The sequence below is a fragment of the Idiomarina baltica OS145 genome (assembly GCF_000152885.1).
GTDB classification, from domain to species: domain Bacteria; phylum Pseudomonadota; class Gammaproteobacteria; order Enterobacterales; family Alteromonadaceae; genus Idiomarina; species Idiomarina baltica.
In genome coordinates this window covers 9,548-35,737 of record NZ_CH672409.1, presented here as the reverse complement: position 1 = coordinate 35,737, position 26,190 = coordinate 9,548, and the positions used below count along the sequence as shown (strand labels likewise).

General features: G+C 47.5%; 21 protein-coding genes and 2 riboswitches. Of the genes, 16 read left to right on the top strand and 5 right to left on the bottom strand.

The features are described 5' to 3' along the window. Positions 1-18: 18 nt before the first annotated feature. The 8 genes from OS145_RS13335 to OS145_RS13665 all read left to right on the top strand — a co-directional run bounded on the left by OS145_RS13335 (position 19) and on the right by OS145_RS13665 (position 10,151). Complete coding sequence (locus OS145_RS13335; RefSeq protein WP_006956736.1) at positions 19-333, top strand: hypothetical protein; 315 nt, start codon at positions 19-21, stop codon at positions 331-333. Between the two features lie 46 nt (positions 334-379). Beyond that, entirely contained in the window at positions 380-1,615 is a 1,236-nt protein-coding gene (locus tag OS145_RS11710) for an efflux RND transporter periplasmic adaptor subunit (protein WP_006956734.1), read from the top strand. After that, positions 1,608-4,721, top strand: coding sequence for an efflux RND transporter permease subunit (locus OS145_RS11705; RefSeq protein ID WP_006956731.1), 3,114 nt, complete (start codon positions 1,608-1,610; stop codon positions 4,719-4,721). Before OS145_RS11710 ends, OS145_RS11705 begins: the two co-directional genes overlap by 8 nt. Before the next feature lie 166 nt (positions 4,722-4,887). Further along, positions 4,888-4,974, top strand: a riboswitch (cyclic di-GMP riboswitch). A gap of 12 nt (positions 4,975-4,986) precedes the next feature. Beyond that, positions 4,987-5,079: riboswitch (cyclic di-GMP riboswitch) on the top strand. 17 nt (positions 5,080-5,096) lie between these two features. Further along, entirely contained in the window at positions 5,097-5,600 is a 504-nt protein-coding gene (locus OS145_RS11700; protein WP_006956728.1) for a Csu type fimbrial protein, read from the top strand. 73 nt (positions 5,601-5,673) lie between these two features. Further along, positions 5,674-6,378 (top strand): fimbria/pilus periplasmic chaperone, encoded by a 705-nt coding sequence (locus tag OS145_RS11695; RefSeq protein WP_006956725.1) that lies wholly within the window; start codon positions 5,674-5,676, stop codon positions 6,376-6,378. Beyond that, the gene (locus OS145_RS11690; RefSeq protein ID WP_006956723.1) at positions 6,347-8,731 is read left to right on the top strand and encodes a fimbria/pilus outer membrane usher protein; all 2,385 of its coding nucleotides are present in this window, start codon (positions 6,347-6,349) and stop codon (positions 8,729-8,731) included. The genes OS145_RS11695 and OS145_RS11690 overlap by 32 nt, the downstream gene beginning before the upstream one ends. Further along, on the top strand, positions 8,728-9,597 hold the full coding sequence (locus OS145_RS11685) for a hypothetical protein (protein ID WP_006956720.1): 870 nt from the start codon (positions 8,728-8,730) through the stop codon (positions 9,595-9,597). The genes OS145_RS11690 and OS145_RS11685 overlap by 4 nt, the downstream gene beginning before the upstream one ends. 8 nt (positions 9,598-9,605) lie before the next feature. After that, positions 9,606-10,151 (top strand): prepilin-type N-terminal cleavage/methylation domain-containing protein, encoded by a 546-nt coding sequence (locus OS145_RS13665; RefSeq protein ID WP_006956718.1) that lies wholly within the window; start codon positions 9,606-9,608, stop codon positions 10,149-10,151. A 67-nt stretch (positions 10,152-10,218) separates the two neighbouring features. Here the strand turns inward: OS145_RS13665 and OS145_RS11675 are convergent, their stop codons facing one another. Further along, entirely contained in the window at positions 10,219-12,807 is a 2,589-nt protein-coding gene (locus OS145_RS11675) for a bifunctional aconitate hydratase 2/2-methylisocitrate dehydratase (protein ID WP_040488192.1), read from the bottom strand. A 142-nt stretch (positions 12,808-12,949) separates the two neighbouring features. Continuing rightward, complete coding sequence (locus OS145_RS11670) at positions 12,950-13,846, bottom strand: LysR family transcriptional regulator (RefSeq protein ID WP_040488177.1); 897 nt, start codon at positions 13,844-13,846, stop codon at positions 12,950-12,952. Between the two features lie 113 nt (positions 13,847-13,959). Here OS145_RS11670 and OS145_RS11665 point away from each other — a divergent pair, with 113 nt between their 5' ends. Further along, positions 13,960-15,033 carry an efflux RND transporter periplasmic adaptor subunit gene (locus tag OS145_RS11665; RefSeq protein WP_006956709.1) on the top strand — a complete coding sequence of 358 codons (1,074 nt, stop codon included), beginning with the start codon at positions 13,960-13,962 and terminating at the stop codon, positions 15,031-15,033. Beyond that, a complete protein-coding gene (locus tag OS145_RS11660) occupies positions 15,033-18,092 on the top strand; it encodes an efflux RND transporter permease subunit (RefSeq protein WP_006956708.1) in 3,060 nt (1,019 codons plus the stop codon). The genes OS145_RS11665 and OS145_RS11660 overlap by 1 nt, the downstream gene beginning before the upstream one ends. A gap of 68 nt (positions 18,093-18,160) precedes the next feature. Here the strand turns inward: OS145_RS11660 and OS145_RS11655 are convergent, their stop codons facing one another. Next, entirely contained in the window at positions 18,161-19,918 is a 1,758-nt protein-coding gene (locus tag OS145_RS11655) for a DUF885 domain-containing protein (RefSeq protein ID WP_006956707.1), read from the bottom strand. A 107-nt stretch (positions 19,919-20,025) separates the two neighbouring features. Here OS145_RS11655 and OS145_RS11650 point away from each other — a divergent pair, with 107 nt between their 5' ends. Beyond that, complete coding sequence (locus OS145_RS11650) at positions 20,026-20,961, top strand: Dyp-type peroxidase (RefSeq protein WP_006956706.1); 936 nt, start codon at positions 20,026-20,028, stop codon at positions 20,959-20,961. 16 nt (positions 20,962-20,977) lie between these two features. Here the strand turns inward: OS145_RS11650 and argR are convergent, their stop codons facing one another. Continuing rightward, positions 20,978-21,457, bottom strand: a complete 480-nt coding sequence (argR, locus tag OS145_RS11645; RefSeq protein WP_006956705.1) for a transcriptional regulator ArgR — start codon at positions 21,455-21,457, stop codon at positions 20,978-20,980. Positions 21,458-21,579: 122 nt separating this feature from the next. Between argR and mdh the strand changes: the two genes are divergently transcribed. Further along, positions 21,580-22,512 carry a malate dehydrogenase gene (gene mdh, locus OS145_RS11640; protein ID WP_006956704.1) on the top strand — a complete coding sequence of 311 codons (933 nt, stop codon included), beginning with the start codon at positions 21,580-21,582 and terminating at the stop codon, positions 22,510-22,512. A gap of 71 nt (positions 22,513-22,583) precedes the next feature. Here the strand turns inward: mdh and ispB are convergent, their stop codons facing one another. After that, positions 22,584-23,555 carry an octaprenyl diphosphate synthase gene (gene ispB, locus OS145_RS11635; protein WP_006956703.1) on the bottom strand — a complete coding sequence of 324 codons (972 nt, stop codon included), beginning with the start codon at positions 23,553-23,555 and terminating at the stop codon, positions 22,584-22,586. 215 nt (positions 23,556-23,770) lie between these two features. Here ispB and rplU point away from each other — a divergent pair, with 215 nt between their 5' ends. The 4 genes from rplU to folA all read left to right on the top strand — a co-directional run bounded on the left by rplU (position 23,771) and on the right by folA (position 26,164). Further along, positions 23,771-24,082: a 50S ribosomal protein L21 gene (gene rplU / locus OS145_RS11630; protein ID WP_006956702.1), complete on the top strand. Its 312-nt coding sequence runs from the start codon at positions 23,771-23,773 to the stop codon at positions 24,080-24,082. An 18-nt stretch (positions 24,083-24,100) separates the two neighbouring features. After that, positions 24,101-24,358, top strand: coding sequence for a 50S ribosomal protein L27 (gene rpmA / locus OS145_RS11625; RefSeq protein ID WP_006956701.1), 258 nt, complete (start codon positions 24,101-24,103; stop codon positions 24,356-24,358). Positions 24,359-24,462: 104 nt separating this feature from the next. Further along, positions 24,463-25,641: an Obg family GTPase CgtA gene (cgtA, locus tag OS145_RS11620; protein ID WP_006956700.1), complete on the top strand. Its 1,179-nt coding sequence runs from the start codon at positions 24,463-24,465 to the stop codon at positions 25,639-25,641. Positions 25,642-25,663: 22 nt separating this feature from the next. Continuing rightward, positions 25,664-26,164, top strand: a complete 501-nt coding sequence (folA, locus tag OS145_RS11615) for a type 3 dihydrofolate reductase (RefSeq protein WP_006956699.1) — start codon at positions 25,664-25,666, stop codon at positions 26,162-26,164. Positions 26,165-26,190: the final 26 nt, after the last annotated feature.

Here is a 26,190-nt window from a genome sequence, read left to right as displayed (position 1 = left end):
ATCGTATTGTTGCTATGTATGGCTCTGACAATCGTGAGTGGGGTATTACCCGCTACTCACGCTCAAGCCATGCCGATGACAACAACGATGACGCATCATGATTGCTGCGACTCTGGTGACGCTCAGCCTAGTGCTGAGCGTCACGCATCTTCATCCGACTGTGAGCAGGACACACACGCCTGCGATAATTGCACACAGCATTGTTTCGCGCATGCGGGACTTCTTTCTATCTCTTCCAATATTCAAGTAACCGCTTACCAAGGTGTTTTTGCAGCACCCATCGCCCAGTTACTTGATGCCTCCGAAGGTATTCTACGCCCACCTAAGGCTTAACCAACTTTAAATAAAATAGCGTTGGTTTTTTTAATTAGGTGGAAACATGAATACTCGTATTTTATGGATCGTTTTGATCCTATTAACTCCGTTTGTCTCTGCACAAGAGCCGGTTTATGTGTGCCCAATGCACAGTGAAGTCACTCAACACGAACCAGGTAAGTGTCCTATTTGTGGCATGGATTTGGTGCTAAAGGAAAGCCAAAGCATGGATATGAATATGAACCATGCCAAGCAAAGTCCGATAACATCGCCATTATTTGAAATACCCGCCGCTCAACAGCAGGCGATTGGCGTGACAACGACTTCGGTGACCCGAAAGTCGCTTCAACCTGAACTGAGTGTGCAAGGGAAACTGCAATGGGCTGAAAATGAACAGATTCATATTCATCCACGCGCGAAAGGATGGGTTGAGAAGCTGTATGTGGACGTCGAGGGAGAGGCTGTTAATAAAGGCGACCCGCTTTATCAAGTCTATGCGCCAGATTTAGTTGTCGCTCAAGATGACTATTTGCAGTTACTTGATTCTCTACAACAAGTTGGCTCAGCTGAAAAGCAAACGAGTTTTAAAAACCGTGGTCGCAAGCGGCTCAAATTACTCGGTATGACCGACGAACAAATTGAACGATTAGAGCGAACAAAAGAAACGCGCTACACGGTTGATTACTTTGCACCTCAGTCGGGTTTTGTGAGTGCGCTCAATATTCAAGAAGGTATGTATATCGTGCCAGAACAGTCAGTTATGACCATTAGTGGTGAACAGTCACTTTGGCTCATGCTTGATATACCACAGCGGTATAGTGCGCTGATTAAGTCGGGGCAGATGGTGCATATCGCTTCAAACACTGTGCAAGGTCACTGGATGGGGCATGTTGATTACGTTTATCCAGAGATAGACGAGGCATCACAAACGCTTCGCGCCCGAGTGCCGCTCAGCGTATCAAGTGACACCCTCGCGGTCGGTAGTTGGTTAAATGCTCATGTTGAGCTACCAAAACTTCCCGCAACGCTGGTGGTGCCTGTCTCAAGCTTGATTCAAGTTGCTAAGCAAAACCGAGTTGTGGTTAAAAGCAGTGACCATGAATTCACTGTAAGGGCGGTGAAAGTCGGTCAAATGGTGGGTGATGAAGTCCAGATATTAAGTGGACTCGAAGCGGGAGAAGAGGTGGTCACTAATGGCCAGTTCATGCTCGACTCTGAGGCGTCTTTAAGGGGCCTGTTGCCCGAGCAGTCAGCAGTGATGCCGATGAATCAGCATCAGCATGGAGGCGCGCATGATTAACTTTCTGATAGGACTCAGTTTACGACATCGTTGGCTTGTGCTGTTACTCGCCGCGGCGATAGCACTCGTCAGTCTTCAATCGTTACGCGATACGCAACTCGATGCGATTCCCGATCTATCGGACGTCCAGGTTGTCGTGAAGACCAGCTACCCAGGTCAAGCCCCTGCGGTGGTTGAAGAGCAAGTAACGTACCCCTTGTCGAGTACTTTATTGTCCGTCCCTAACACGAAGTCAGTGCGTGGCTTTTCATTTTTCGGCGACTCATATATTTATATCGTATTTGAGGAGGGCACAGATCCCTACTGGGCAAGAAGTCGAGTACTCGAGTATTTGAATCAGGCACAGGCACAGTTGCCAACAGGAGTTCAACCGATGCTGGGACCGGATGCGTCCGGTGTCGGCTGGATTTATCAATATGCACTGGTGGACCGAACAAATACGCATGACTTAGGCGAGTTAACGCGAATCCAAAACTGGTACTTAAAGCAAGGATTGCAGAGTGTTAAAGGTGTAGCTGAGGTAGCCCGAGTGGGGGGGATGGTTGAGACATACCAAGTGGTCGTTGATCCGACGCAACTGCAACGCTATCAAATCAGCCTAGGGGATGTCACAGCAGCGATTCGAAATGCTAATTCAGAGGTCGGTGGCTCAGTTATTGAAATGGCTGAGGCCGAATACATGGTGCGTGGATTCGGTTACTTACAATCTATCGAAGATTTTCAGAGGCTACCGATTGGCCCAGCTTCCTCAAATGATGGTGTTGTTACCTTAGGAGACGTTGCGCATATTCGAGTGGGACCTGAATTACGAAGAGGCGTGGCCGATTTAGGTGGGCAGGGTGAAGTGGTGGGTGGCATTATTGTTATGCGCTATGACAGTAATGCGTTAAAGACGATTAACCGCGTAAAGGCTCAATTAAAACAGCTTGCTCAAGGTCTTCCCGAAGGCATCGAGGTCGTAACGACCTATGACCGCTCTGAATTAATCAATGCATCAGTTGATAACCTCAGTAGCAAGCTCATTGAAGAGATGGCGTTTGTCGCCGTGATCTGCTTTATCTTCTTGTTGCATGCCCGCTCGACGCTTGTCGCCGTGATCAGTTTACCGTTATCGGTGTTGATTGCCATTTGGATTATGAACCTGATGGGAATTACAGCGAATATAATGAGTTTGGGTGGTATTGCGATAGCCATTGGTGCTCTAGTTGATGCGGCTATTGTAATGATTGAAAATGCGCATAAACATTTGCAATTATTTACCGACAAGCAACAGCGACAACCTGATTCGTCTGAACGTCAGAAAGTGATACTCGATGCGTGTCGCGAAGTGGGTGGCTCACTGTTCTTTTCGTTGCTCATTATTACCGTTAGTTTTCTTCCTATATTCGCGTTACAAGGGCAGCAAGGGCGCTTATTTGAACCATTGGCATATACTAAAACGCTTGCGATGGCGTGTGCAGCGCTGTTATCGATCACTTTGATTCCAGTGCTCATCGTTTTTTTAATACGCGGTAAAATCCCATCAGAGGAAGGTAATTTTATTACTCGCGTATTAGTTTGGTTCTATCGACCTGCGCTTAATATGTCATTGAAGTGGCCTAAAGTAACGGTGTTACTTGCCATCGCTATCACTGCAAGCGCGGTCTATCCTTGGCAAAAATTAGGCTATGAATTGATGCCTCCCTTATATGAGGGGGATTTAATGTATATGCCGACGACGATGCCTGGCATTAGCGTCGAAGAGGCGTCTGAACTGTTACAGCAGACGGATAAATTGATAGCTCAACACCCTCAAGTTGAGCGAGTATTCGGTAAGATTGGCAGAGCGGATACAGCAACTGATCCGGCTCCTCTTACGATGATTGAGACAAGCATAACCTTAACTCCCGAATCGGAATGGCCCGCGGGAAAGACCATTGAGGATATTAAAGCTGAACTTGACCAGTACGTACAAATTCCAGGCGTAACTAATGCTTGGGTCATGCCGATTAGAACTCGTATAGAAATGCTAGCAACGGGGGTGAAAACACCTTTGGCGATTAAAGTCAGCGGCTCTAATCCGAGCCAGCTACAGCATATTGCGACGCAAATCGAAAACCAGCTGAAGCAGCATCCTGCAACAGGCTCTGTCATAGCCGAACGTGCACAGTCTGGTCGATATGTCGAAATTTCGCCCAAATTAAAGGAAGCGGCTCGCTATGGGGTTTCGCAAAATGAGCTACAACAACTTATTTCGCAAGCGATAGGGGGGCAGCAAATAGCAACATCTATTCAGGGTGATCAACGGTTCCCGATCAATATTCGTTATCCACGTGCGACACGGGATCACATTGAAAAGCTTAAACAACTTCCTTTTTTCAGTGAGTCTGGTCGTTGGTTAGTGTTGAGTGATATCGCAGATATTCAGCTGACCGCAGGTCCTGCCGTGCTAAAAAGTGAGAACGCACGGCTCAGCAGCTGGATTTTTATTGAGCCGAAGGCGGGCGTGACGACTTCGGAGTTGATTGAAAAAACGACACCTTCTCTTCAATCATTGTCGCTCGCTGACGGTTACAGCTGGAACTGGACAGGGCAATTTGAAGCGATGCAACAGGTTGAGCGAGACTTGCAACTAATCATTCCAATTACATTGGTACTCATTCTTTGCCTGCTTTACGGCGCTTTTAACTCGCTATCGCAAGCGTTAGTTGTTATCGCGACCCTACCTTTGGCGCTAGCAGGTAGCCTTTGGTTTATTTATTTACTCGATTACCAATTATCATTAGCTGTAATTGTCGGAATGATTGCTTTAGCGGGGGTCGCTGCAGAATTTGGTATTGTCATGTTGCTTTACCTTAACCAAGCCTGGAAAGCCCGTAATAACGATGCTTCGCAATTGCTACAGGCAATACAGGATGGGGCGTTAAAACGCGTCCGCCCGAAAGCGATGACAGTATCTACAATCATTGTGGGATTATTACCTATCATGCTTGGAGCCGGTATTGGTAATGACGTTATGCAACGCATTGCCGCTCCGATGGTGGGTGGGATGGTATTGGCGCCGTTGGTGTCGATGGTATTAATCCCAGTTGTATTTTTGGTGTTAAATCGACGTCAAAAAAGGTAGTTAATCAGCAAACCGTTGTTCGCAGATGTGCGGTATTTACAAAATGCTTACAAAATAAACTATTAACAAACAATGGTTTAACAATCGATTGCAATAAAACGTTGCAATCGTTATGGCAAATACTAAAACGCTCATCTATTATTTTTTTCGACTCAAGTGGGTTGCCACTTGAGTCGGCCAAACCCTCCGTGAGGCGGGGACGGAAAGCTTCGGGTCTTCTAAAAATAAAAACGAAGATAGCCGGGTTGCAGCTAAATAATTAATTTTGTTTAACTGCCAAACTCATCGCGAGATGAGGACGGAAAGCCACGGGTCTCAGAGTGTGTTGAGATGTATCTCAGATAGCCGGGTTGCGGAACTTAGGAATTTCGCAAAATGAAAACTTCAGTAAAAACCCTCTTAGTTGCTAGTCTATTCACCACCACCGCAGCAGTCGCTGAACAAATGGATTTAAGCAACACCGATACCACGTCATTTACTGTCAACGGTACCGTTGAGAAAGTCTGTAAAGTGGATAACAGCAGTGGTCCATCAAAAACTATCGCTCTCGACGGCGTTGCTACAGCTGGCTTTGGTGTTGGTTTCTGGTGTAATACTTCTGCAATGCCTACCATCACCTACAGCTCACAAAACGGTGGTGTGTTAGCACTAAACAACGATCCACAAGCCGGTTTCATTCCATACACTATGGATCATGGTTCAGCAGTGGGCGTTTCTCTCACCTCACCTTATTCAATGACTGGCAACGGAAACATGGTCGGTAACAACACCAATGGTGACCTCCATCGCCGTACCTTGAAGGTCTCTCCTGCACCTACAGGTTATGAGCGCGCCGGTGACTATAGTGACACGATCACTGTCACTGTGACTCCGAACTAATTGAGTTTTTCCATATAAGCCATCGCTTTAGGGCGATGGCTTAATTTTCCCGAATAATCTCATGAGTTCAGCCATGTTAAAAAAAGCAATGTTGTGGCTGCTAGTACTGGTTGCTGTGCTGGTAGATGCCTACGAAGTGGAGCCGATGATCGCTGAAATCCAGGCGACCAGCGGTCATAACCGTGTGACTTATCGCGTCGCAAATCCGAGCGACACCACCTTGCCGCTTGAAGTTGAAGTGTACAAACGAAGCTTCGATGACAACCAAGTTGAACAGTTAGTCGAAACCGATGACATTATCGTACTGCCACCGCAGATTGAAGTGGGCGCCCAGTCCTATCAAGTTTTTCGAGCGCAATTTATTGGTGACCCACGTTTAGCTGAGACGCAGTCTTACCGAATTGTGTTTAAGCAATTGCCGCTAAAAAGTGAACCCGATGGCCAACCTGAAATTAACATGGTGTTTAATTTCGCTACACTGCTATTCGTCAATCCTCAACAGGGGGTTGAGGACCTACAACAGAAACTCGAGTGTAATGATGCCGAGATAGGTTGTCAGTTAGTGCTTACTAACAATGGTAACCAAGTGGTTAATCTTAATGGCAGTCAATTGATTATAGATTCAGGTAATGAGCATGCTGTTGAATGGACAATGTATCGCGAGTTACTACCCGTTTCCTATTTAATGCCATCGCATACCATTCGTTTAGCGCTGGCGTCTCTCAATGAGCAAGGACGAGTCGAAGATGCGCGCATTAAACTGGCTGATGATCGTTAGTGCGTCTGCCTCGGCTTATGCATTACCGTTACAATCTCAACAATATGCAATTGATTTGCCGGTCAATTATAATGAACGCGCGATTCAAGACATCGCGGCGACCATTCAATCGGGCCAAGTCGTTGCTGTTGTTAAACAGTCATTACTGAGCTCAATGGGCCGTATGCTGAATGACGACACCATGCATTGGGTAGAGGCTTATCCTGACAGTTTAATCCCCATCACTGCACTGCAAGATCGTGGGATTTTTATCGACTTTTCACCGCAAAACATGAGTCTAACGGCAAAGTTAGCTGGTAGTGCTCTGCGTCCAACTGAGTTAAATTACGGTACTGCGGATTATGTCGTAATTCCCGATAGCACTGCGACTATTGCGAGCTTAAATCGGTTTAACCTACTGACGGAGACTGTCGACTCAGACACGCGCTACGCCCTAGAATGGCTCGGTTCGGCAAACGTCGGTGGATACGATGGTGTGAACGCGCGTTGGTCTGCCTTTGCCGATCGAAACGATGAGGGCAATAACGAGTTCTATCGTGGAGAAGTCACACTATTTCACGATAACCCTCAATTGCCATTGCGCTATGAACTCGGCGATTTGACTACCTTTACGAGTGGGCATGTCAGCGGTCTCAATATGGGGGGTATTGGTGTTTCGCGCGCCTACCGTGAGCTTCAACCGCGTCGTGAAATCAGTCCAGGCAACAGTCAGCAGTTCTATCTACCGTCGAGCGCCGATGTTGAGATCCAAGTCAACGGCTTTACCGTCTTACGACAACAATTTAACCCAGGTCGTTATGAGTTAAATGATCTGCCCTTCACAGCAGGCGCCAATGAAGTGCTCGTCGTTGCGACTTTTGAGGACGGCTCCACACAGACATTTCGCTTTGACAACTTTTACAGCGGCGCATTGTTACGCAAAGGTCTTTCAGATTTCTCTTTTCAGCTCGGCTATGCATCGGAGTTTGAAGAGTTTTCATATAACTATGGGGATGAACTGACATTCTCTGGCTATTACGATTACGGTTTCTCGGATAGTTTCACTGCCGGTGTGAACCTCGAACTTAGTAGTTTGGGCCATATTGTGGGCACGACGGTCTCCTATGGTTTTGATATCGGTGTCATTACATTGCGTGGCTCACAATCTAAGTTGGATGAATTTAATGGCTATGCAGCGTCTGTGGATGTCGGGTTCTCAGTCTGGGGAAGTGGTTATAATAGCTCGCCTAACCTGCGCTTCAGTTTTGAGAAAAGAGTTGAGTTTGCCCCCACAGTCGCCACGCAGCCACTGACGTTATTTGATGACCGTCGAGTGACGGCAGACTATACTTATTTCTTCAATGATGAGTTTGATTTAACCGCCAGTGTGTCGCGCTACGAAGCGGTCGATGGCACAACAATTAATACGGATTCGCTTCGGTTCAGTTGGCGTCGTCGCGGCTGGTTACTGAGTGCCGAATATTATCGCAGTAACTTTGTTGATCCATTAACGCAGCAGCAAGATGGCGTGTTTTTGAGTGTTTCGTGGAACAGTTATGATTCACGTAGTCAGTTGCGTACAAGGGTTGAATACGATCACCGTAGAGAACAGGCGCAAGCGAGCTTTGGTCGCATTAACCGCAACCGTGTGGGCAACTATGGCTACGAAATCTATGGTATCGATAATCCACAACTACGGGATATTCGCGCCAGCGGTAGTTACACCGGAAACCGCATACGCGGCGAACTGACGGCGTCAAAACTAGAACTCGAGTCGGGCGCTCGTTTTGACATCTATCGCACATCGCTGAGTACGACGCTCGGTTTTGCTGATGGAAGCCTTGGCATGTCGAGTATTGTTGATGCTCCATTCGCGCTGATTAAAAAGCATAAGACACTCGCCGATAGTGATGTCGAGATTAATCCAGATTATTTGGGTGAAATTGAGGCTCGCGCGGGAGAGCATTTAGCAGGATTAGTGACATTAGGCGCGCCGTTTAGTGAAACCAGCCTTGTCGTTAATGTACCTAATGCACCGCTCGGTTATAACTGGGGCCCAGGATTGTATGACTCAAGTGGTGGTAGTGTGACTGGACGCGTCATTACTGTGGGTTCGGATGCCGCTTATTTAGTCTTGGGTTATATCCAAGATGAGTCGGGTCAGCCACTCAGCTTGGAGCGTGGCGAACTGGTTGGAAATGGATTGGTGTTGGATGTATTTACCAATCGCAGGGGCCGTTTTGCGGTCGAGGGCATTGCGCCAGGTACTTACAAGTTAGTGATAGGTAAGTATCAAGCAAAAGTGAACTTTAAAGCAGCGGAAGAAAATTTAATTGATGCGGGGATTATTACCGTAAGCGAGGTGCAACCATGAAAAGGTTCATAATCGTGTTTATTTTTCTGGTATCAGCTGTGGCACAAGCTGATAGTCGTTACCCACACCAGTGCACGGGTGACTTTGATGTGCAAGTTAATCAATACAACTCGGTAAGGTTTGACGATGAAATTTTATTGCCGATAAAAGTGCAGGCATTTCGAGAGGGACGTCCTTGTATCGATAGTTTGATTTTTAGTGCTGTGGATAACGGACCTTTTAAACTCATCGGTGAAGGAGGTGTACAACTCGACGCCACCTTATTGAACACTAACCGCAAGCCTTTGCCCGTGCGTACGGTCGATGGACGTCGTTCTTGGATTGTTGATTACAATGGTCATCAGCATTTAAACCTATGGTTACGTATCGACGCGCACCGCGTGATCACGGCTGGCGCCTATGCCGCTGCCCTGGTGGTTCAATCAAAGGATGGTCGTCGTACATTAATGGACAAAGTGGTCGACCTTGGGTTTTACATGCCAGCCGTTGTCAGTATTCAAGTCGCTCGGTCGCACAGTGATTCGGTGCGCGGTCATGGCGGCCACTACCAAGTAGACTTAGGGAGCCTCAATGATGGCGCGCGGGCTGATTGGCGACTGAAAGTATTTAGTAACAGTCTATACGATGTATCAATTTACTCGGAAGACCGTGCACTGGTACATCAACAAGATACGAGTAGCCGTATCCCGTATGAGATCCTTTTTGATGGCAATCGTTTTCCCGCGACCACCACCTACCAACGCAGCTACCAGCAAAGTTACTCAGGCAAGCGACGTTTTGATATGGGTATCGTCGTGGATGATGTGAAGTATCAACGCGCGGGTCGGTACCAGGATACCGTTTATGTGACCGTAACAGCAAGGTAGGAGCCCTTTTGAGTAAACAGACGTTAAATGCAGGTTTTACCCTGATTGAGTTGATTATTGTTATTGTGGTCATTGGTGTCCTAGCGGTGACGGCGGCGCCTAAGTTTTTTGACTTTGGTACCGCAGCACGGACCAATGCGGTTAAGTCGATGTCGGGTACCTTGACGGAAGCCTCCAAGCATATTGATGCTGCGTTGCAGCTACCTAACCGAGTTATATACGTGAATGGCAGTCCGTGGTTAGATGTTAATGGTGACGGTATTATTGAAGCCGATGCCACGTCAGACCAAGAGAATCCGCGTAATAATGTCAGCCGCGACATCAAGCTAATAAAAAATGACGTGGATCAATTGGGGCCTGATAACTTTGAAGTGGCAAAAATGGTGAGTTTCTCAGAGGATGTCATTATTGAAGTCGGCGAGCGTCATCAAACCTATATTGGTTTTGACCGTGATGATGATGGTGAGATAGCCGATGACAATTGTCGCGTTTATTTTACCCAACCCATTAATTCACGCGGCACTTTTGTTGCAAATAAAACAGACGGCTGTTAATTGATCATTAAAAAAGCCTCGCAGCAAAACTGCGAGGCTTTTAACTTCGACTCAGTACGCGATGCGATTAAGCAACGTTGATGGTCGGGATGATGTTCTCTTTTGCTGCTTTTTCAGCGTCACGGAACGCATCCATTTGGTCAAAGTTTAGATACTTATAAACTTCGCCAGCCATCGCGTTAATGTCTTGCGCGTACTCAAGGTACTCTTCTGGTGTCGGTAAACGACCAACGATAGCACCGACTGCTGCAAGTTCTGCAGAAGTAAGGTAAACGTTTGCGCCATCACCTAAACGGTTAGGGAAGTTACGCGTTGAGGTTGACAACACCGTTGAGTTTGGCTCTACGCGTGCTTGGTTACCCATGCACAATGAACAGCCCGGCATCTCAGTACGGACGCCATTACGCTCGTAGATGTCGTAGTAACCTTCAGTTTCAAGCTGAGCCTTATCCATTTTCGTTGGCGGCGCAATCCATAAGCGAGTGTTTAACGGATCAGAGTTCTTCTCAAGCAGCTTACCAGCGGCACGGAAGTGACCGATGTTGGTCATACATGAACCGATGAAAACCTCGTCAACTTTATCGCCAGCGACTTCGCTCAGGAATTTTGCGTCGTCAGGGTCGTTCGGACAACAAACGATAGGCTCTTTGATTTCATCAAGGTCGATTTCAATCACTTCTGCGTATTCAGCGTCTTTATCTGCACGCATCAATGACGGGTTCTCAAGCCATTCTTCCATCTTACGCGCACGGCGTTCAAGTGTACGTGCATCACCATAGCCTTCGTTGATCATCCAACGCAACATAGTGATGTTTGAGCGTAAGTACTCACCTACTGACTCTTCTGAAAGGTTGATAGTACAACCTGCCGCTGAACGCTCTGCAGAAGCGTCTGACAATTCGAACGCTTGCTCAACAGTTAGATGCTCAAGGCCTTCAATTTCTAAGATACGACCCGAGAATGCGTTTTTCTTACCGCGTTTCTCGACTGTTAACAAACCGTCTTTAATCGCAAACGCTGGGATGGCATGAACAAGGTCACGTAATGTGATACCTGGCTGCATCTTACCTTTAAAACGCACCAATACCGACTCAGGCATATCCAGCGGCATAACGCCTGTTGCTGCAGCAAAAGCGACCAAACCAGAACCCGCAGGGAAAGAAATCCCCAGTGGGAAACGAGTATGTGAGTCACCACCAGTACCTACCGTGTCTGGTAACAACATACGGTTTAACCAGCTGTGGATGATACCGTCGCCTGGGCGCAGTGATACACCGCCACGGTTCATGATGAAGTCTGGCAACGTGTGCTGAGTCTCAACATCAACCGGTTTTGGATACGCAGAGGTGTGACAGAATGACTGCATGACCAAGTCAGAGTTAAAGCCAAGGCACGCTAAGTCTTTAAGTTCGTCACGGGTCATTGGACCGGTGGTATCCTGTGAACCTACGGTTGCCATTTGCGGCTCACAGTAAGTACCTGGGCGTACGCCTTCCATACCGCATGCTTTACCGACCAGTTTCTGAGCAAGGCTGTAGCCTTTACCACTGTCTTGTGGTTGTTCAGGCGTTAAGAATAAATCGCTTGCGCCTAAGCCCAATGATTCACGCGCTTTTGCAGTCAAACCACGACCGATGATCAAGTTGATACGGCCACCTGCACGCACTTCATCTAGGATGACGCGCGATGCGTAATCATATTCAGCGATGACTTCGCCCGCTTCGTTTTTGATTTTGCCTTCGTATGGGAAGATGCTGATCACATCGCCCATGTTCATTTTCTCAACGTCGGCTTCAAATACTAATGCGCCCGCGTCCTTCATCGTGTTAAAGAAGATAGGAGCGACTTTACCACCGATACAAATACCGCCTGCACGCTTGTTTGGCGTACCTGGCATATCTTCACCGATGTTCCACAGCACAGAGTTAGTCGCCGACTTACGTGAAGAGCCAGTACCCACAACATCGCCTACGAATGCAACGGGGTGACCTTTCTTCTTAAGTTCTTCAATTTGCTCGCCGGCATTGGTGATGCCTTCACGCGGCATTTTGTACATTGCCTTAGCGTGCAAAGGAATATCAGGGCGTGACCATGCATCCGGCGCAGGTGACAAGTCATCGGTGTTGGTCTCACCGGTCACTTTGAATACAGTCGCTTTGATTTCGTCCGCCATCTTGTCACGGCTAGTGAACCACTCACCTTCAGCCCATGATTCTACGACTTCTTTTGCAAGCGCGTTGCCTGCTTTCATTTTTTCTTCAACGTCGTGGAAGGCGTCGAACATCAAGATGGTGTGCTTAAGCTCTTCAGCCGCAAGACGACCTAATTCAGCGTCATCTAACAACGCGACTAAAGTCTCGATGTTATAGCCACCGTGCATGTTGCCCAACAATTTAACGGCTTGTTCTTTACTGATAACAGGGCTTTCGACGTCGCCTTTAACAACTGCGCTCAAGAAGCCTGCTTTTACATAAGCCGCTTCATCGACGCCTGGAGGTACACGCTCTGAAAGGAGCTCGACTAAAAACGCTTCTTCACCCGCGGGTGGGTTTTTTAGCAGCTCAACTAAATCTGCAACTTGTTCAGCCGTTAATGGCTTCGGAGGGATGCCCTCAGCGGCACGCTCTTCAACGTGCTGACGATATTCTTTTAGCACTCCAGTTACCTCTTGTGTGTTTGCATGAGAAATAATGACTTCACTAGTGGCGGGCATTATACGCATTTTCCCGCCAATTCACACGGCACGCGGCTATAAATCAGACAATGTAGGGTATAAATACTATGAATAACAGAAGGTTTTAGCTATCAACGGCCTTTTCGGCAAATGCTTGCCAAATGGCCTCAGCCGCAGGACCCGGACTCCGTATTGCCGAGCGTATAATGTGTACTTCTAAATTGACCCGTTGCACGAACCCCGGAATTTCGATTTGTACCAACTCGCCACTGGCCAAATAAGGTGCGGCCATGTGCATAGGAATCGCCCCCCAACCTAGGCCAGCAACGAGCATATCTCGTTGTGTCGCCACGTCACTGGTTTGAATACGTCGCTGACTCGGCAGTTTGAGGATAGCGTCGACATTAATACCGACTTCGAGTACTTGCGGCACCAACATCGGTAGCCCCAACAGTTGCTGCCGATTATCAGGCACACCGCCGTTTTCTTCGGCAAGTTGACTATGCATTACAACGACAAGTTGAAAAGGGCTCACTTTGAGTGTCTCAAATTCGCCGTACTGTCGAAACAACGGCAGCCAAGGACAAATTGCGAGATCGGCTTCCCCCTGATTAATGCGTCGCAAGGCTCGTAGTTGCGATTCGCCTTCAAAGCGTAATTCGGTGGCGGGAAATTCGCTTTGTACTAAGGTTATGGCATCGAACCAATAACGCGCATCGCAGGTGTGGTCAAAACAAAGCGTTAAATGGGGTTCAGCGCCGGTGCGCAAACGACTGGATAACGTATCCAAGCGTTCATGCTGGCGCAAGACTTCTTCAGCTTGTCGTAAAAACTGTTGACCGTGCGCTGTCAGTTGCAGACGGTAACCGTCCCGATTAAATAGCGCAAAGCCAGCCTCTTGCTCGAGCTTCTTGAGTGCCATACTAATGGCTGACTGGCTACGGTGCAGTTGCTGAGCACTTTTTTGAAGCGAGCCCGAAGCGGCGACGCTCGCCATCATTTTGAGATGCAGTATATTCATTAAAACTGAAGTAGTTAAAAAGATTTTTTCAATATAACTAAATTAAATTTAACGCTAAACTAAGCAATAAGCAAAGTTTTTCCTATTAACTTGCGCCCAATGGGAGTTCCAAAATGAATCGAATGATTGGCGGCATCACACTATGCTCGCTGTTGTTGTTAACAGCATGTTCCGAACCTGCATCCAGTAACGTCTCGGCAGAGAAGCCACCTCGCCCAGTGCGGATCGTCACGGTGCAAGATGCCGGCGGGGAACAACTACGCCAATTTCCAGCCGTCGTTGAAGCAGCCGAAGTGGCACAGTTGACCTTTCGTGTTGCGGGTGAGGTCAAGGAGCTACCAGTAAGGGCGGGCGCCCAAGTCAAAAAAGGCGACCTCATTGCTCGCCTTGACCCGACGGACTACCGTCTGGCGATGGAACAAGCAAAAGCGCAATTCGACCTGGCGTCGTCACAGTATCAACGCAACAAGAAGCTGGTTGCGCAGGGGCTGATGTCCGAGGCGCAGTTCGACCAAATTGAGTCGCAGCTGGCTGTTGCGCGAGCGAATTATGAAACCACCAAGGCTAACTTAGGCTATACCGAGCTACGCGCACCTTTTGATGGTGTAATAGCTCAGCGACCTGTTGAGCGCTACGAAAATGTTCAAGCAAAGCAACCCATTGCGACTTTGCAAATAGCCAACGCAGTGGATGTTTCTATCCAAGTGCCGGAAAATCTCTTTGCGCAAGTGAATAAAAACCTTAATTATGAGCCGACGGTAGTATTTGATGCTGCGCCACAAAAACGCTTTGTTGGTCATTTGAAAGAGTGGGACTCCCAGGCAGACCCCGCTACCAACACCTATGAGGTCGTGTTTACCTTACCTCGACCCGATGAATTGAATATTCTGCCAGGCATGACTGCAACGGTTATTGTCGATTTACGGCAAGTTATGCGCGGCACCCTTGAAGGCGTTTTGGTGCCCTCAACGGCGGTGTTTGATGAGCAAGATAACCAACATTATGTATGGGTAGTCAATGCGCAAATGCAAGTCGAAAAGCGAAGCGTCGAAGTTGGGAACATGACCAACGAGGGTCTACTCGTCACCGACGGGCTCGAAACCGGTGAGCGTATCGTCAGCGCGGGTGTATACCAACTACAGCCGCAGCAGCAAGTGCGTGAATGGCAGCGTGAGCGGGGGCTGTAATGAATATAGCTCAATACAGTATGGAGCGAAAAACCAGTAGTTGGTTGTTGCTTATTGTTCTACTGGTTGGAGGCATTGTCAGTTTATTACAGCTTGGGCGACTTGAAGACCCCAAGTTTACTATTAAGCAAGCTATGGTAATCACCGCCTATCCAGGCTCATCGGCACAACAAGTCGAAGAAGAGGTTACTTACCCACTTGAAAATGCCATCCAGTCGCTCAGTTACGTTGATAATATTCGCTCTATCTCGAAGCCCGGCCTTTCGCAAATAACCGTTGAAATGAAGTCCACTTATCGCGCTGATGATCTAGAGCAAATTTGGGATGAATTGCGCCGTAAAATCAATGACAGCGCGCGTAATTTACCGCCCGGAACACAACAACCGATCATTCGTGACGATTTCGCTGATGTTTATGGTGTGCTGCTCGCCATTACCGGTGACGGTTATGATTATCAAGACATCGAATATTACGCAGATTTCCTACGTCGTGAATTGGTGCTGGTGGAGGGCGTCGGCAAAGTGATCGCCAGTGGCGAACAGCAAGAGCAGGTGATTGTTGAAGTATCACGGTCAAAGCTCTCAAATGTTGGTATTCCCACGAGTCGTATCGCTAACTTGCTAACCACACAAAATACCGTGGCCGATGCTGGGCGAGTCACGGTAGACGAGGAGCGCTTTCGGATTGCCACAACAGGTGAATTTGAATCCGTGGAAGAGCTTGCTAATTTGGTGATTAGTAATCCGGGAGCCGAGCAACGGATTTACTTACGTGACGTCGCACAGATTTACCGAGATACCAAAGAAATCCCCAGTCATATTGTACGCTTCAATGGACAACCCTCAATTTGGCTAGGCGTCTCATTTGCAGATAATGTCAACGTGGTTGACGTGGGGCAGCGTATTAACCAACGTTTGGACGAGTTGAGTTATGCTCAACCCGTGGGCATGAGCGTAGAGCGTATTTACGACCAGCCACACGAGGTCGAAAACTCGGTCGATAATTTCTTGATGAATTTGGTCGAAGCCGTAGTCATTGTGATTATCGCTCTTTTACTGAGTATGGGCTTTCGCAGTGGGATTCTCATTGGTGGCGTGCTGCTATTAACCGTATTGGGCACGTTCATCTTCATGAATATTTTTGATATCAACCTCCAGCGGGTGTCACTAGGAGCGCTCATCATTGCGCTGGGTATGCTGGTGGATAACGCCATTGTTATTGCCGATGGCATGATGGTCGGTATGCAACGCGGACAAACAAAGCTTAGAGCCGCGGTGACGGTGGTGCGCCAGAATCAATGGCCACTACTCGGTGCCACCGTGATTGGCATTATCGCCTTTGCGCCTATCGGGTTATCTTCTGACGCGACGGGGGAATTTGCCGGAAGCCTGTTTTGGGTGTTGTTGATTTCGTTACTACTCAGTTGGATAACCGCGCTGACACTTATTCCATTCTTAGCCGACCGAATGTATAAAGAGGGGGATAAATTGGCGGCGGATGGTGATGATGTGTATGGTCATCCGGTGTTTAAAGGTTATCGACGTGTATTATCGTGGTGCTTGCAGCATCGTTTGCTGACCATGTTAGCGATGCTGGCGCTCTTGGTCACTTCGGCGGTGGGCTTCAAACAAGTTAAACAGGCATTTTTTCCACCGTCGACGACTCCCATGTTTTACGTCGACCTTTGGTATCCAGAAGGCACTGACATTCGTTTTACGTCTCAAGATGCAAGACGTGCTGAGCAATACTTATTGGCGCAACCAGAAGTCGCCTCAGTTGCGACCACCGTTGGTCAGGGAGCACCGCGCTTTACCCTGACTTACTTGGTCGAAAAGTCTTACGAAAGTTACGCGCAGTTGATCGTAAGGGTCGCTGACAAAGACACCATGTTGAATGTCATGGCAGACACACGTCAGTACCTAAGAGAACATCACCCTCAGGTCGAAGATAAACTCATACGTGTCAATATTGGTCCAGCAACGCCTGCTAAGATAGAAGCGCGCATCAGCGGTCCCGATCCAGAGGTCTTACGCAAACTGGCTCAGCAAGCTGAGACAATTTTACGCGACGATCCAGGGGCGATGAATATTCGTCATGATTGGCGCCAAAAGACGAAATTGCTTCGACCGCAGTTTGATGAAGCGGCCGCACGGCGACTCGGTATTACTAAGCAGGATGTAGACCACTTACTCAAAACCAACTTTGAGGGTCGCACCGTTGGCATTTATCGCGATGGAACTGATTTATTACCGATTATCTCGCGCGCGCCGGCTCAAGAGCGAGTTGACTTGGATAACTGGCGCGAATTGCAAATATACAGTCCTGTGCTTGATCGCTACTTACCGCTAGGACAAGTGGTTCAAGATATTAATGTGGTCTGGGAAAACGCCCTGATCATGCGTCGTGATAGAAAACGGACGCTGACAGTGATGGCCGATCACGACGTGCTCGGTAACGAAACGGCGGCGGCTGTATTTGCACGAGTACAACCTAAGATTGATAACATGGCACTACCGCTGGGCTATTCTATAGAGTGGGGCGGTGAGCATGAGGCATCCAATAAAGCTCAGAAGGCTCTGTTTGGTTCTTTACCACTCGGATTTCTCGCGATGTTCATTATCACCGTATTGTTGTTCAATTCGATGCGTTTAGCGACTGTGCTGTGGACCACGGTACCGTTATCGATTGTGGGCGTCACGTTGGGCTTATTAGTACTGAATATGCCCTTCGGCTTTATGGCATTATTGGGCTTTCTCAGTCTTTCAGGCATGCTAATCAAAAACGGTGTTGTGTTGCTTGAACAGGTTAATGTCGAGCTTGAGGAGGGCAAACCTGCTTATCAAGCCTTGGTCGATGCTTCGGTCAGTCGTGTCCGGCCGGTATTTATGGCCGCCGCAACAACGATATTAGGGATGTTACCGCTATTACTGGATGATTTCTTTGCCAGTATGGCGACGGTCATTATGTTTGGTTTAGGTTTTGCCACGGTACTGACATTGTTTGTGGTCCCTGTGATGTATGCGGTTGTGCAGCGAGTTAAAACACCTCAATCATCGTAGTCGATAACATCGGCTCATAAAAAAGGCTTGCCGTATTTGGCAAGCCTTTTATTTATCAGTCGTCTTGGTTAGGCCGACTTTTGGTCATCAATCCATTGATTAATATGCTGTTCTAACACATCCAGTGGCACACTGCCGTTCTCGAGTATCGCATCGTGGAACTCGCGTAGATCAAAATCACTACCAAGCTCGTCTTCTGCCCGCTTGCGCAGTGCTTTGATTTTCAACTCACCCAGCTTATAGGACAGTGCCTGAGCGGGCCAAGTGATATAGCGATCAATTTCAGTTTTCACGTTATGTAACGATAGCGCTGTGTTGCTCGCCATAAAGTCAATCGCACGCTCACGGCTCCAACCCATAGCATGCATACCCGTATCCACTACTAAACGTGCTGCACGCCACATTTCATAGCTTAAGCGACCAAAGTTGCTGTATGGGTCTTGATAAAAACCAGCTTCTAAACCTAAATATTCAGAGTACAAGCCCCAGCCTTCACCAAAAGCAGAAATATAAGTTTGCTGGCGATACTCTGGCACATTTTTCATCTCTCCGGCGATTGCATTCTGCAAATGGTGACCTGGCACGGCCTCGTGCAGGGTCAATGCGGGGATTTGATACAGTGGACGACGATCCAATGCATAAGTATTTACCCAATAATAGCCCGCTTGGTCAGCACGGTTTGAGCCTTTATAACGACCGGTTGTGTACTTGGGAGCAATCTCGTCTGGTACAGGCGCAATACCATAGGGCTTACGTGGCAACGTTTTGAATAAGCCGGGTAGTTTACCATCCATCTTTTTTGCGACCAACGCAGCGGTTGCGAGCAACTCTTCCGGCGTGTCTGCATAAAACTGCTCATCGGTACGCAAGAATTCAACGAATTCATCAAAATCACCGTCAAAGCCTGATTCCGCAATTACTTCATCCATTTCTGCACGAATACGCTTAACTTCGCTCAACCCAATTTCGTGGATTTCTTCGGCGGTCATGTCGGTTGTCGTGTAATGCTCGATACGGTTCTTATAAAACGCTTTTCCATTAGGTAAGTCATAAGCGCCGATTGAATCACGTGAGTTCGGCAAGTACTCGGTGACCATAAAAGTAAAGTAGTCATCGTAAGCTGGCATAATCTGGTTATCGATGACGTTACGCGCTTGTTGTTGCAATTCAGCCCAAGTGGCATCATCAACAAAGCGAGGTTGCTGTTTGAACGGGTCAAAATAAACACTTTGCTCAGGATCTTGCACAATATAGGCAAGGATACTTTCTTCAAATCCTTCCATCGCTGCTTTCGGTTGCGTATAGCCTTCCTCAATAGCCTTACGCAGCCAGTCAGTTTGTTGTGTCATGTACCGCTGGATAGTTGCTAGCTTACTAAGGTAGTCGCGATAATCCTGAGCCGACTCAAACCGCGTATTACCTGGCATGAACGCCAATGACGAATGAAATGAGCCCTCTGCAGTGAGTGGCATATAATGAGCTTTAAAGCGATACTCGTCGACGCTATTTTTAAGTGAATATGAGATCATTGCATGGTTAATGCGATCTTGAGAACTGAGCTGGCTGACATCAATCGCATCAAGTTGTGCTAACCACTTTGCGTGCTTCTGATAACGCGCATTAAGTGCCGCTGGGGACATGTCCGGTAATGCCGTTTTATGGCTTGCTGATAAGTCTTCCCAAACAGTATTGGCCAGTGTATGAAACGACTCGGTCAATGAAGTTTGCTGACTGACTTGATGAGTTTCAGCGTTCGGCGGTGTATGCGATTGGCTTGCACACGACACCAGTGAGACAATACTGGCGGCTAAAATCAATTGGCGCATGATTTTTCCTTGCGATTCTGTGTGATTTACAGGCATTCTATAATGCCTGCAGTTCCGATGAATGTAAAAATAACTAAAACAACGTTTAACTGGAACGGAGATACACTTTGTTTAAAGCGCAATCCGGAATTTGTGACGAGCCTAATCTACATGGACTCACTTTGTTTTGCCATGTCATGACGGATGATGTTGATGTCATGCGTCGCAAAATTGCTCGTATTCCATCGATTATAGATGAACTCAGCGATCGCTTCTCGGAAGCGATGTTGAATGGGTTTATCGCCATTGGCAGTGAGTATTGGGATATTCTTTATCCTGAGCATCGTCCCGAGGGCTTTGGTAGCTTCCCCGAGCTGCGAGAGGGCCATAGAGATGCGCCCGAGCAGGTGTTCGATTTGCTGATTAACCTCCGATCAGATCGCTATGATGCCAATTACTTAGCCGCTCGCACACTTAATGAGTGGTTGGGTTATGATATCGAAATCGCGGAGCATATTCATAGCTTCCGTTATCTCGATGGCCGTGATCTGATGGGATTCGTTGATGCGCCTGATAATCCACGTGGTTTACGCCGTCGAAATGTAGCGCTAATCGACAAACAACAAAGTGACTTGTTTGAGCACAGTAGTTATCTGTTCGTGCAAAAGTTTAAACATGATTTAAAGCGTTGGGACTATCTCGGTATTGAGCGTCAGGAGCAGGTATTAGGACGTGATAAAGTCACCTCGGAAAAGTTACCCGAGGCCGACATTATCGGTGTCACTCATGCCAGTAAAACGCGCTTGCTTGATAAAAATGAGCAACCTATTCCTTTATTACGGCAAAATATGGCGTGGGGTGATACGCGAGAGCAGGGTATGTTAGCGATGTATTTTACATGCCAGCCAAAGGCCGTAGTGAACTGGCTCAAGCAGCGCTATCAAGAAGATGACTCGAACCAATACGACCCTTTGCTCGATTACACGCAAGCCACAATCAATTCGGCATTCTTCGTGCCGAGCCGGGCGTTTCTGGCATTGAGTGTAGAACGCTCGGCTTGCTGAGCCCGCGAATCGCTATTTAATTTTCGTTGTCCGGTACAACCGAGTGTGCCTCAAATAACGACTTTACTTTTTCTAAGGTAAAATCGATCTCAGAGACCTTTAACGGCGCGATAAAAATGGTGTCGTCGCCCGCGATGGTTCCAAGTACGCCTTCCTTTTTACCGACTGAATCAAGTAAGCGAGCAATGAGTTGTGCGGCACCCGGGCTAGTACGAATAATGACCATGACATCATTGTGCTGAATATCCAAAACAAGTTGGTTTAATGGTGCTTTAGCCGAGGGCACTGATATTTCGGCAGGTAAACAGTACACCATCTCTTGTTTAGCATTCCGTGTTCGCACTGCACCATGCTTACTGAGCATACGCGAAACCTTGGATTGACTGACATTGCTAAAGCCTTGTTGCTTGAGTGCCTCAACGATTTCACCTTGTGAACCGTAGCGTTCTTCTTTCAATAATGCTTTAAATGCTGCCAGTAGTTTTGCTTGTGTCATGCCCTTCGCCTAGATCAGTTTATTTGTATTTTAAGCCCTATTGGAGTACAGTTTTGCGCCATATCCGCATAACTATTCTATGCTTATGCAGTCACTAATCCAACATAAAAACGGAGTCTGAGATGAAAGTAGCCGTATTAGGTGCGGCCGGTGGTATCGGCCAGGCGTTATCTTTGTTGTTAAAAACTCAACTACCTGCGGGTTCTGAACTGTCTTTATATGACGTTGCCCCAGTTGTTCCTGGTGTAGCGGTTGATCTGAGCCACATCCCAACCGACGTAAAAGTTACCGGTTATGGTAAAGACGATTTAGCGTCAGCACTCGTCGGTAGCGATATCGTTTTGATTCCAGCAGGTGTTCCGCGTAAGCCAGGTATGGACCGCTCTGACCTGTTCAACATGAACGCCGGCATCGTTAAAAACCTTGTTGAAGGTGTCGCAGATAACTGTCCAGACGCTTGCGTCGGTATCATTACTAACCCAGTGAATACAACGGTTCCTATTGCGGCTGAAGTATTGAAGCAAAAGGGCGTTTATAATAAACAAAAACTTTTCGGCGTAACGACACTTGACGTTATCCGTTCTGAAGCTTTTGTTGCTGAACTGCGTGGTTTGAATCCTGCTAATGTCACTGTGCCAGTAATTGGCGGTCACAGCGGCACGACGATTCTGCCACTGTTGTCACAAGTCGAAGGCGTTGAGTTTACTGAGCAGGAAATCAAAGATTTGACTCACCGTATCCAGAATGCGGGTACCGAAGTTGTTGAAGCGAAAGCAGGCGGCGGTTCTGCAACATTATCAATGGGTCAAGCCGCAGCTCGTTTCTGCTTGTCATTAGTTAACGGCTTGCAAGGTCAGGACACTATCGAGTGCACTTACGTTGAAGGTCCTGGTGATAACGCTAAATTCTTCGCACAGCCAGTTCGCTTAGGCAAGAATGGTGCAGAAGAAATCCTATCTTACGGTGAGTTAAGCGCATTCGAACAAAAGTGCATGGATGACATGCTCGACGGTTTGAAAGGCGATATCCAAAAAGGTATCGACTTCGCATCTTAATCGCGAAGCGAACAAAAAAACCGCATGCTTGCATGCGGTTTTTTTATGTTTGATTTATGTGATGAGCCTAATTATGCGACGCGATCAACCGCTAAATGAGTCAGCGCGATCAACGCTTGCTTATAATCTGATTCAGGTAAAACGGCTAAACTCTCCCGCGCCTGCTGCGCCACCTCAAGCGCTTTTTGACGAGTGTACTCGAGCGCGCCCGTGGCGTGCATAGCCGCAAGCACGGTTTCTAAGTGTTCGCGCCCATCACCTTGTTCTATGGCTTCTCGAATCAACTTGCGAGCAGCTTCATCACCATGCCACATCGCGTATAACAGTGGCAGTGTCGGTTTACCCTCAGCGAGATCATCGCCCGCGTTTTTGCCCATGGTTTGACTATCGGATGTATAATCCATCAGGTCGTCGACCAATTGGAACGCGGTGCCTAAATAGCGACCATAGTCAGCCAATTGTTCGGTCACTGTGCTGTCTTGTTCGGTAAGCACGCCAGCCAGTTGTGTCGCAGCCTCAAACAACTTCGCCGTTTTGCCATAAATGACATCAAAGTAGCGTGCTTCGGTGGTGTCCGGATCATTACAGTTCATCAATTGCAAAACCTCACCCTCTGCGATCACGTTCGTGGCATCCGCTAAAATACTCAAAATCGTCATTGAGTCGAGCTGAACCATCATTTGGAACGCGCGGGTATATAGAAAGTCACCAACGAGTACCGAGGCTTCATTACCAAATACCGCGTTAGCGGTCTTGCGACCACGGCGCAGTTCCGACTCATCAACGACATCGTCATGCAGCAACGTTGCGGTGTGAATAAATTCGATAATAGTCGCCAGCGATAGGTGGGCACGGCCTTCATAACCGAGTGCACGACATGAGAGAACAGCAAGCAGAGGGCGCAGTCGCTTACCGCCACTATTCACAATATACATGCCCAGTTGATTGATCAGCGCTACATCGGAGCTTAACTGTTCGCCAATGAGCGCGTTAACGCCTTGCATGTCTTTTTGTGCGAGATCGTTAATGGACTTCAGATCCATCATAATATGAGATGCTTTACGTAAATTTAACGGAGATGGGATGTTACAATATATGAGCGTGCGTTGCTAGCCATTGGCAACGACGTTGAATAACTCGAAAAAGTGCGCAAATGAATCATAAAAGAACACCAGAAACTACTTGCGATCCTGTTGTTTATTCAGTAGAATTCGCGACCTATTTTAAATTCGAGTGCCTAATGGCAGTGGAGATTACTATGTACGCAGTATTCCAAAGTGGCGGTAAGCAGCACCGTGTGACTGAAGGCCAAATCGTCCGCCTGGAAAAACTGGAAGCAGCTACCGGAGACGTAGTTGAGTTCGACCAGGTTCTTATGGTTTCTGACGGCAACGATGTAAAAATCGGTGCGCCGTTAGTATCAGGTGGCAAAGTGACAGCTGAGATCGTTGATCACGGTCGTGGCGACAAAGTGAAGATCGTTAAATTCCGTCGTCGTAAGCATTCACGTAAGCAACAAGGTCACCGTCAGTGGTTCACAGAAGTGAAAATCACTGGTATCAACAGCTAATTTAAGGAGTAACGACACATGGCACACAAAAAGGCTGGTGGTTCTACTAAAAACGGTCGTGACTCAGAGAGTAAACGTCTGGGTGTTAAGCGTTTCGGTGGTGAGTCTGTATTGGCAGGCAACATCCTAGTTCGTCAACGTGGTACTAAATTCCACGCTGGTAGCAACGTAGGCATGGGTAAAGATCACACCTTATTCGCGACCGCGGAAGGTAAAGTTTCTTTCGAAACTAAAGGCAGCAAAAATCGTAAATTTATCAGTGTAATCACTGACTAATTTCAGCTGTCTCAAAAGATTTGAAAAGCCCTGCCTTTACGGCAGGGCTTTTTCATATGTGCTAACCTTAGTATCCTCAAGAATTGTTCTAAAAGAAGTCGCTCATGAAATTCGTAGATGAAGTAGAAATCCGTGTGGAAGCCGGTGATGGTGGTAATGGCTGTATCAGCTTTCGCCGTGAAAAATACATTCCCAAAGGTGGCCCCGATGGTGGCGACGGCGGAGATGGCGGCGATGTCTATTTAGAAGCCGACGAAAACCTCAACACCCTTATTGATTATCGTTTTGAGCGCTTTCACCGTGCTGAGCGGGGTCAAAACGGAATGAGTAAAAATTGTACGGGTAAGCGGGGTGAAGATATTACCTTAAAAGTGCCCCCTGGTACGCGTGCGAAAGATATTGATACGGGTGAGGTGATCGGGGATTTAACACGCCACGGTCAGCGCATCATCGTGGCGAAAGGTGGCTTTCATGGGCTAGGTAACACGCGTTTTAAAAGCAGTGTTAACCGTGCCCCGCGACAAAAAACCAATGGTACGCCGGGTGAAGTACGACAACTTCAGCTCGAATTGATGCTGTTGGCTGACGTCGGGTTATTGGGCATGCCCAATGCAGGTAAATCGACCTTTATTCGTTCGGTATCTGCCGCAAAACCTAAAGTTGCGGATTACCCGTTTACCACTCTGGTACCCAATTTAGGTGTTGTGCGACCTGCGGCTCACCACAGCTTTGTGATCGCTGATATTCCGGGTTTGATTGAGGGTGCCGCTGAAGGTGCTGGTTTAGGTATACAGTTCTTGAAGCATTTAGAACGCTGCCGTCTGCTATTGCATCTTGTCGACTTAGCACCATTTGATGAGAGCGATCCCGTTGAACAAGCGCGCGTTATCATTGAAGAGCTGGAGAAATACAGTCCTAAGTTGGCGGAAAAGCCGCGCTGGTTAGTGATCAATAAAGTTGATCTCGTACTCGAGGAAGAACGCCAAGAATTAGTTGATGACCTGGTTGAGCGATTAGGCTGGGAAGGTCCAGTTTATCAAATCGCCGCATTGGAAGGCCGCAATACGCAGCAGTTGTGTCATGATGTCGTCGAGTATATTGATACTTTGCCTTCACCTCATGAAGAAGCGCAAAAAGCGCAAGAGGAAGAAGCCGTCGACTTTAAATGGGATACGTACCATGATGAAGTCTTGGAAGAGTATCAAGATGAAGACGATTTTGATGACGACGATGATGATGACGACGGTGTCGACGACGGTGTCGAAGTCATCTACCAAAAGTAATGTCTAAAAAGGGCGACATTCAATGAAAGTTTCTATGATAGCCGCGATGGCGAATAATCGAGTCATAGGAAAGGACAATGCGATGCCATGGCATATTCCTAATGAGCTACAATATTTCAAAAAAGTTACATTAGGTAAGCCGATTGTTATGGGTCGGCGAACGTTTGAATCATTGGGTCGTCCCTTGCCAGGACGTAAGAATATTGTATTAACTTCGCAACCCGATCGACACCAAGACCCCGATAATGGCGTAATTTGGGTGGCAAATGTCGACCAAGCATTTGCCGCCGCTGGGGATGCTGAAGAGTTGATGATTATTGGTGGAGGAAAAATATATGAACTTTTTTTCCCGTATTGCGACCGTCTATATGTTACCGAAATCGAATTAGATGTTGAAGGCGATACATACTTCCCTGATTATCAAAAAGCGCATAGCTGGCAAGAACTTAAGCGGCAATTTGTTGCCGCGTCGGATGATCAAGTACCTGCCTATACTATAAAAGTACTCGACAAAGAAAGTTAATAAAGTGTTGTTTTTTCAAAGCGTTA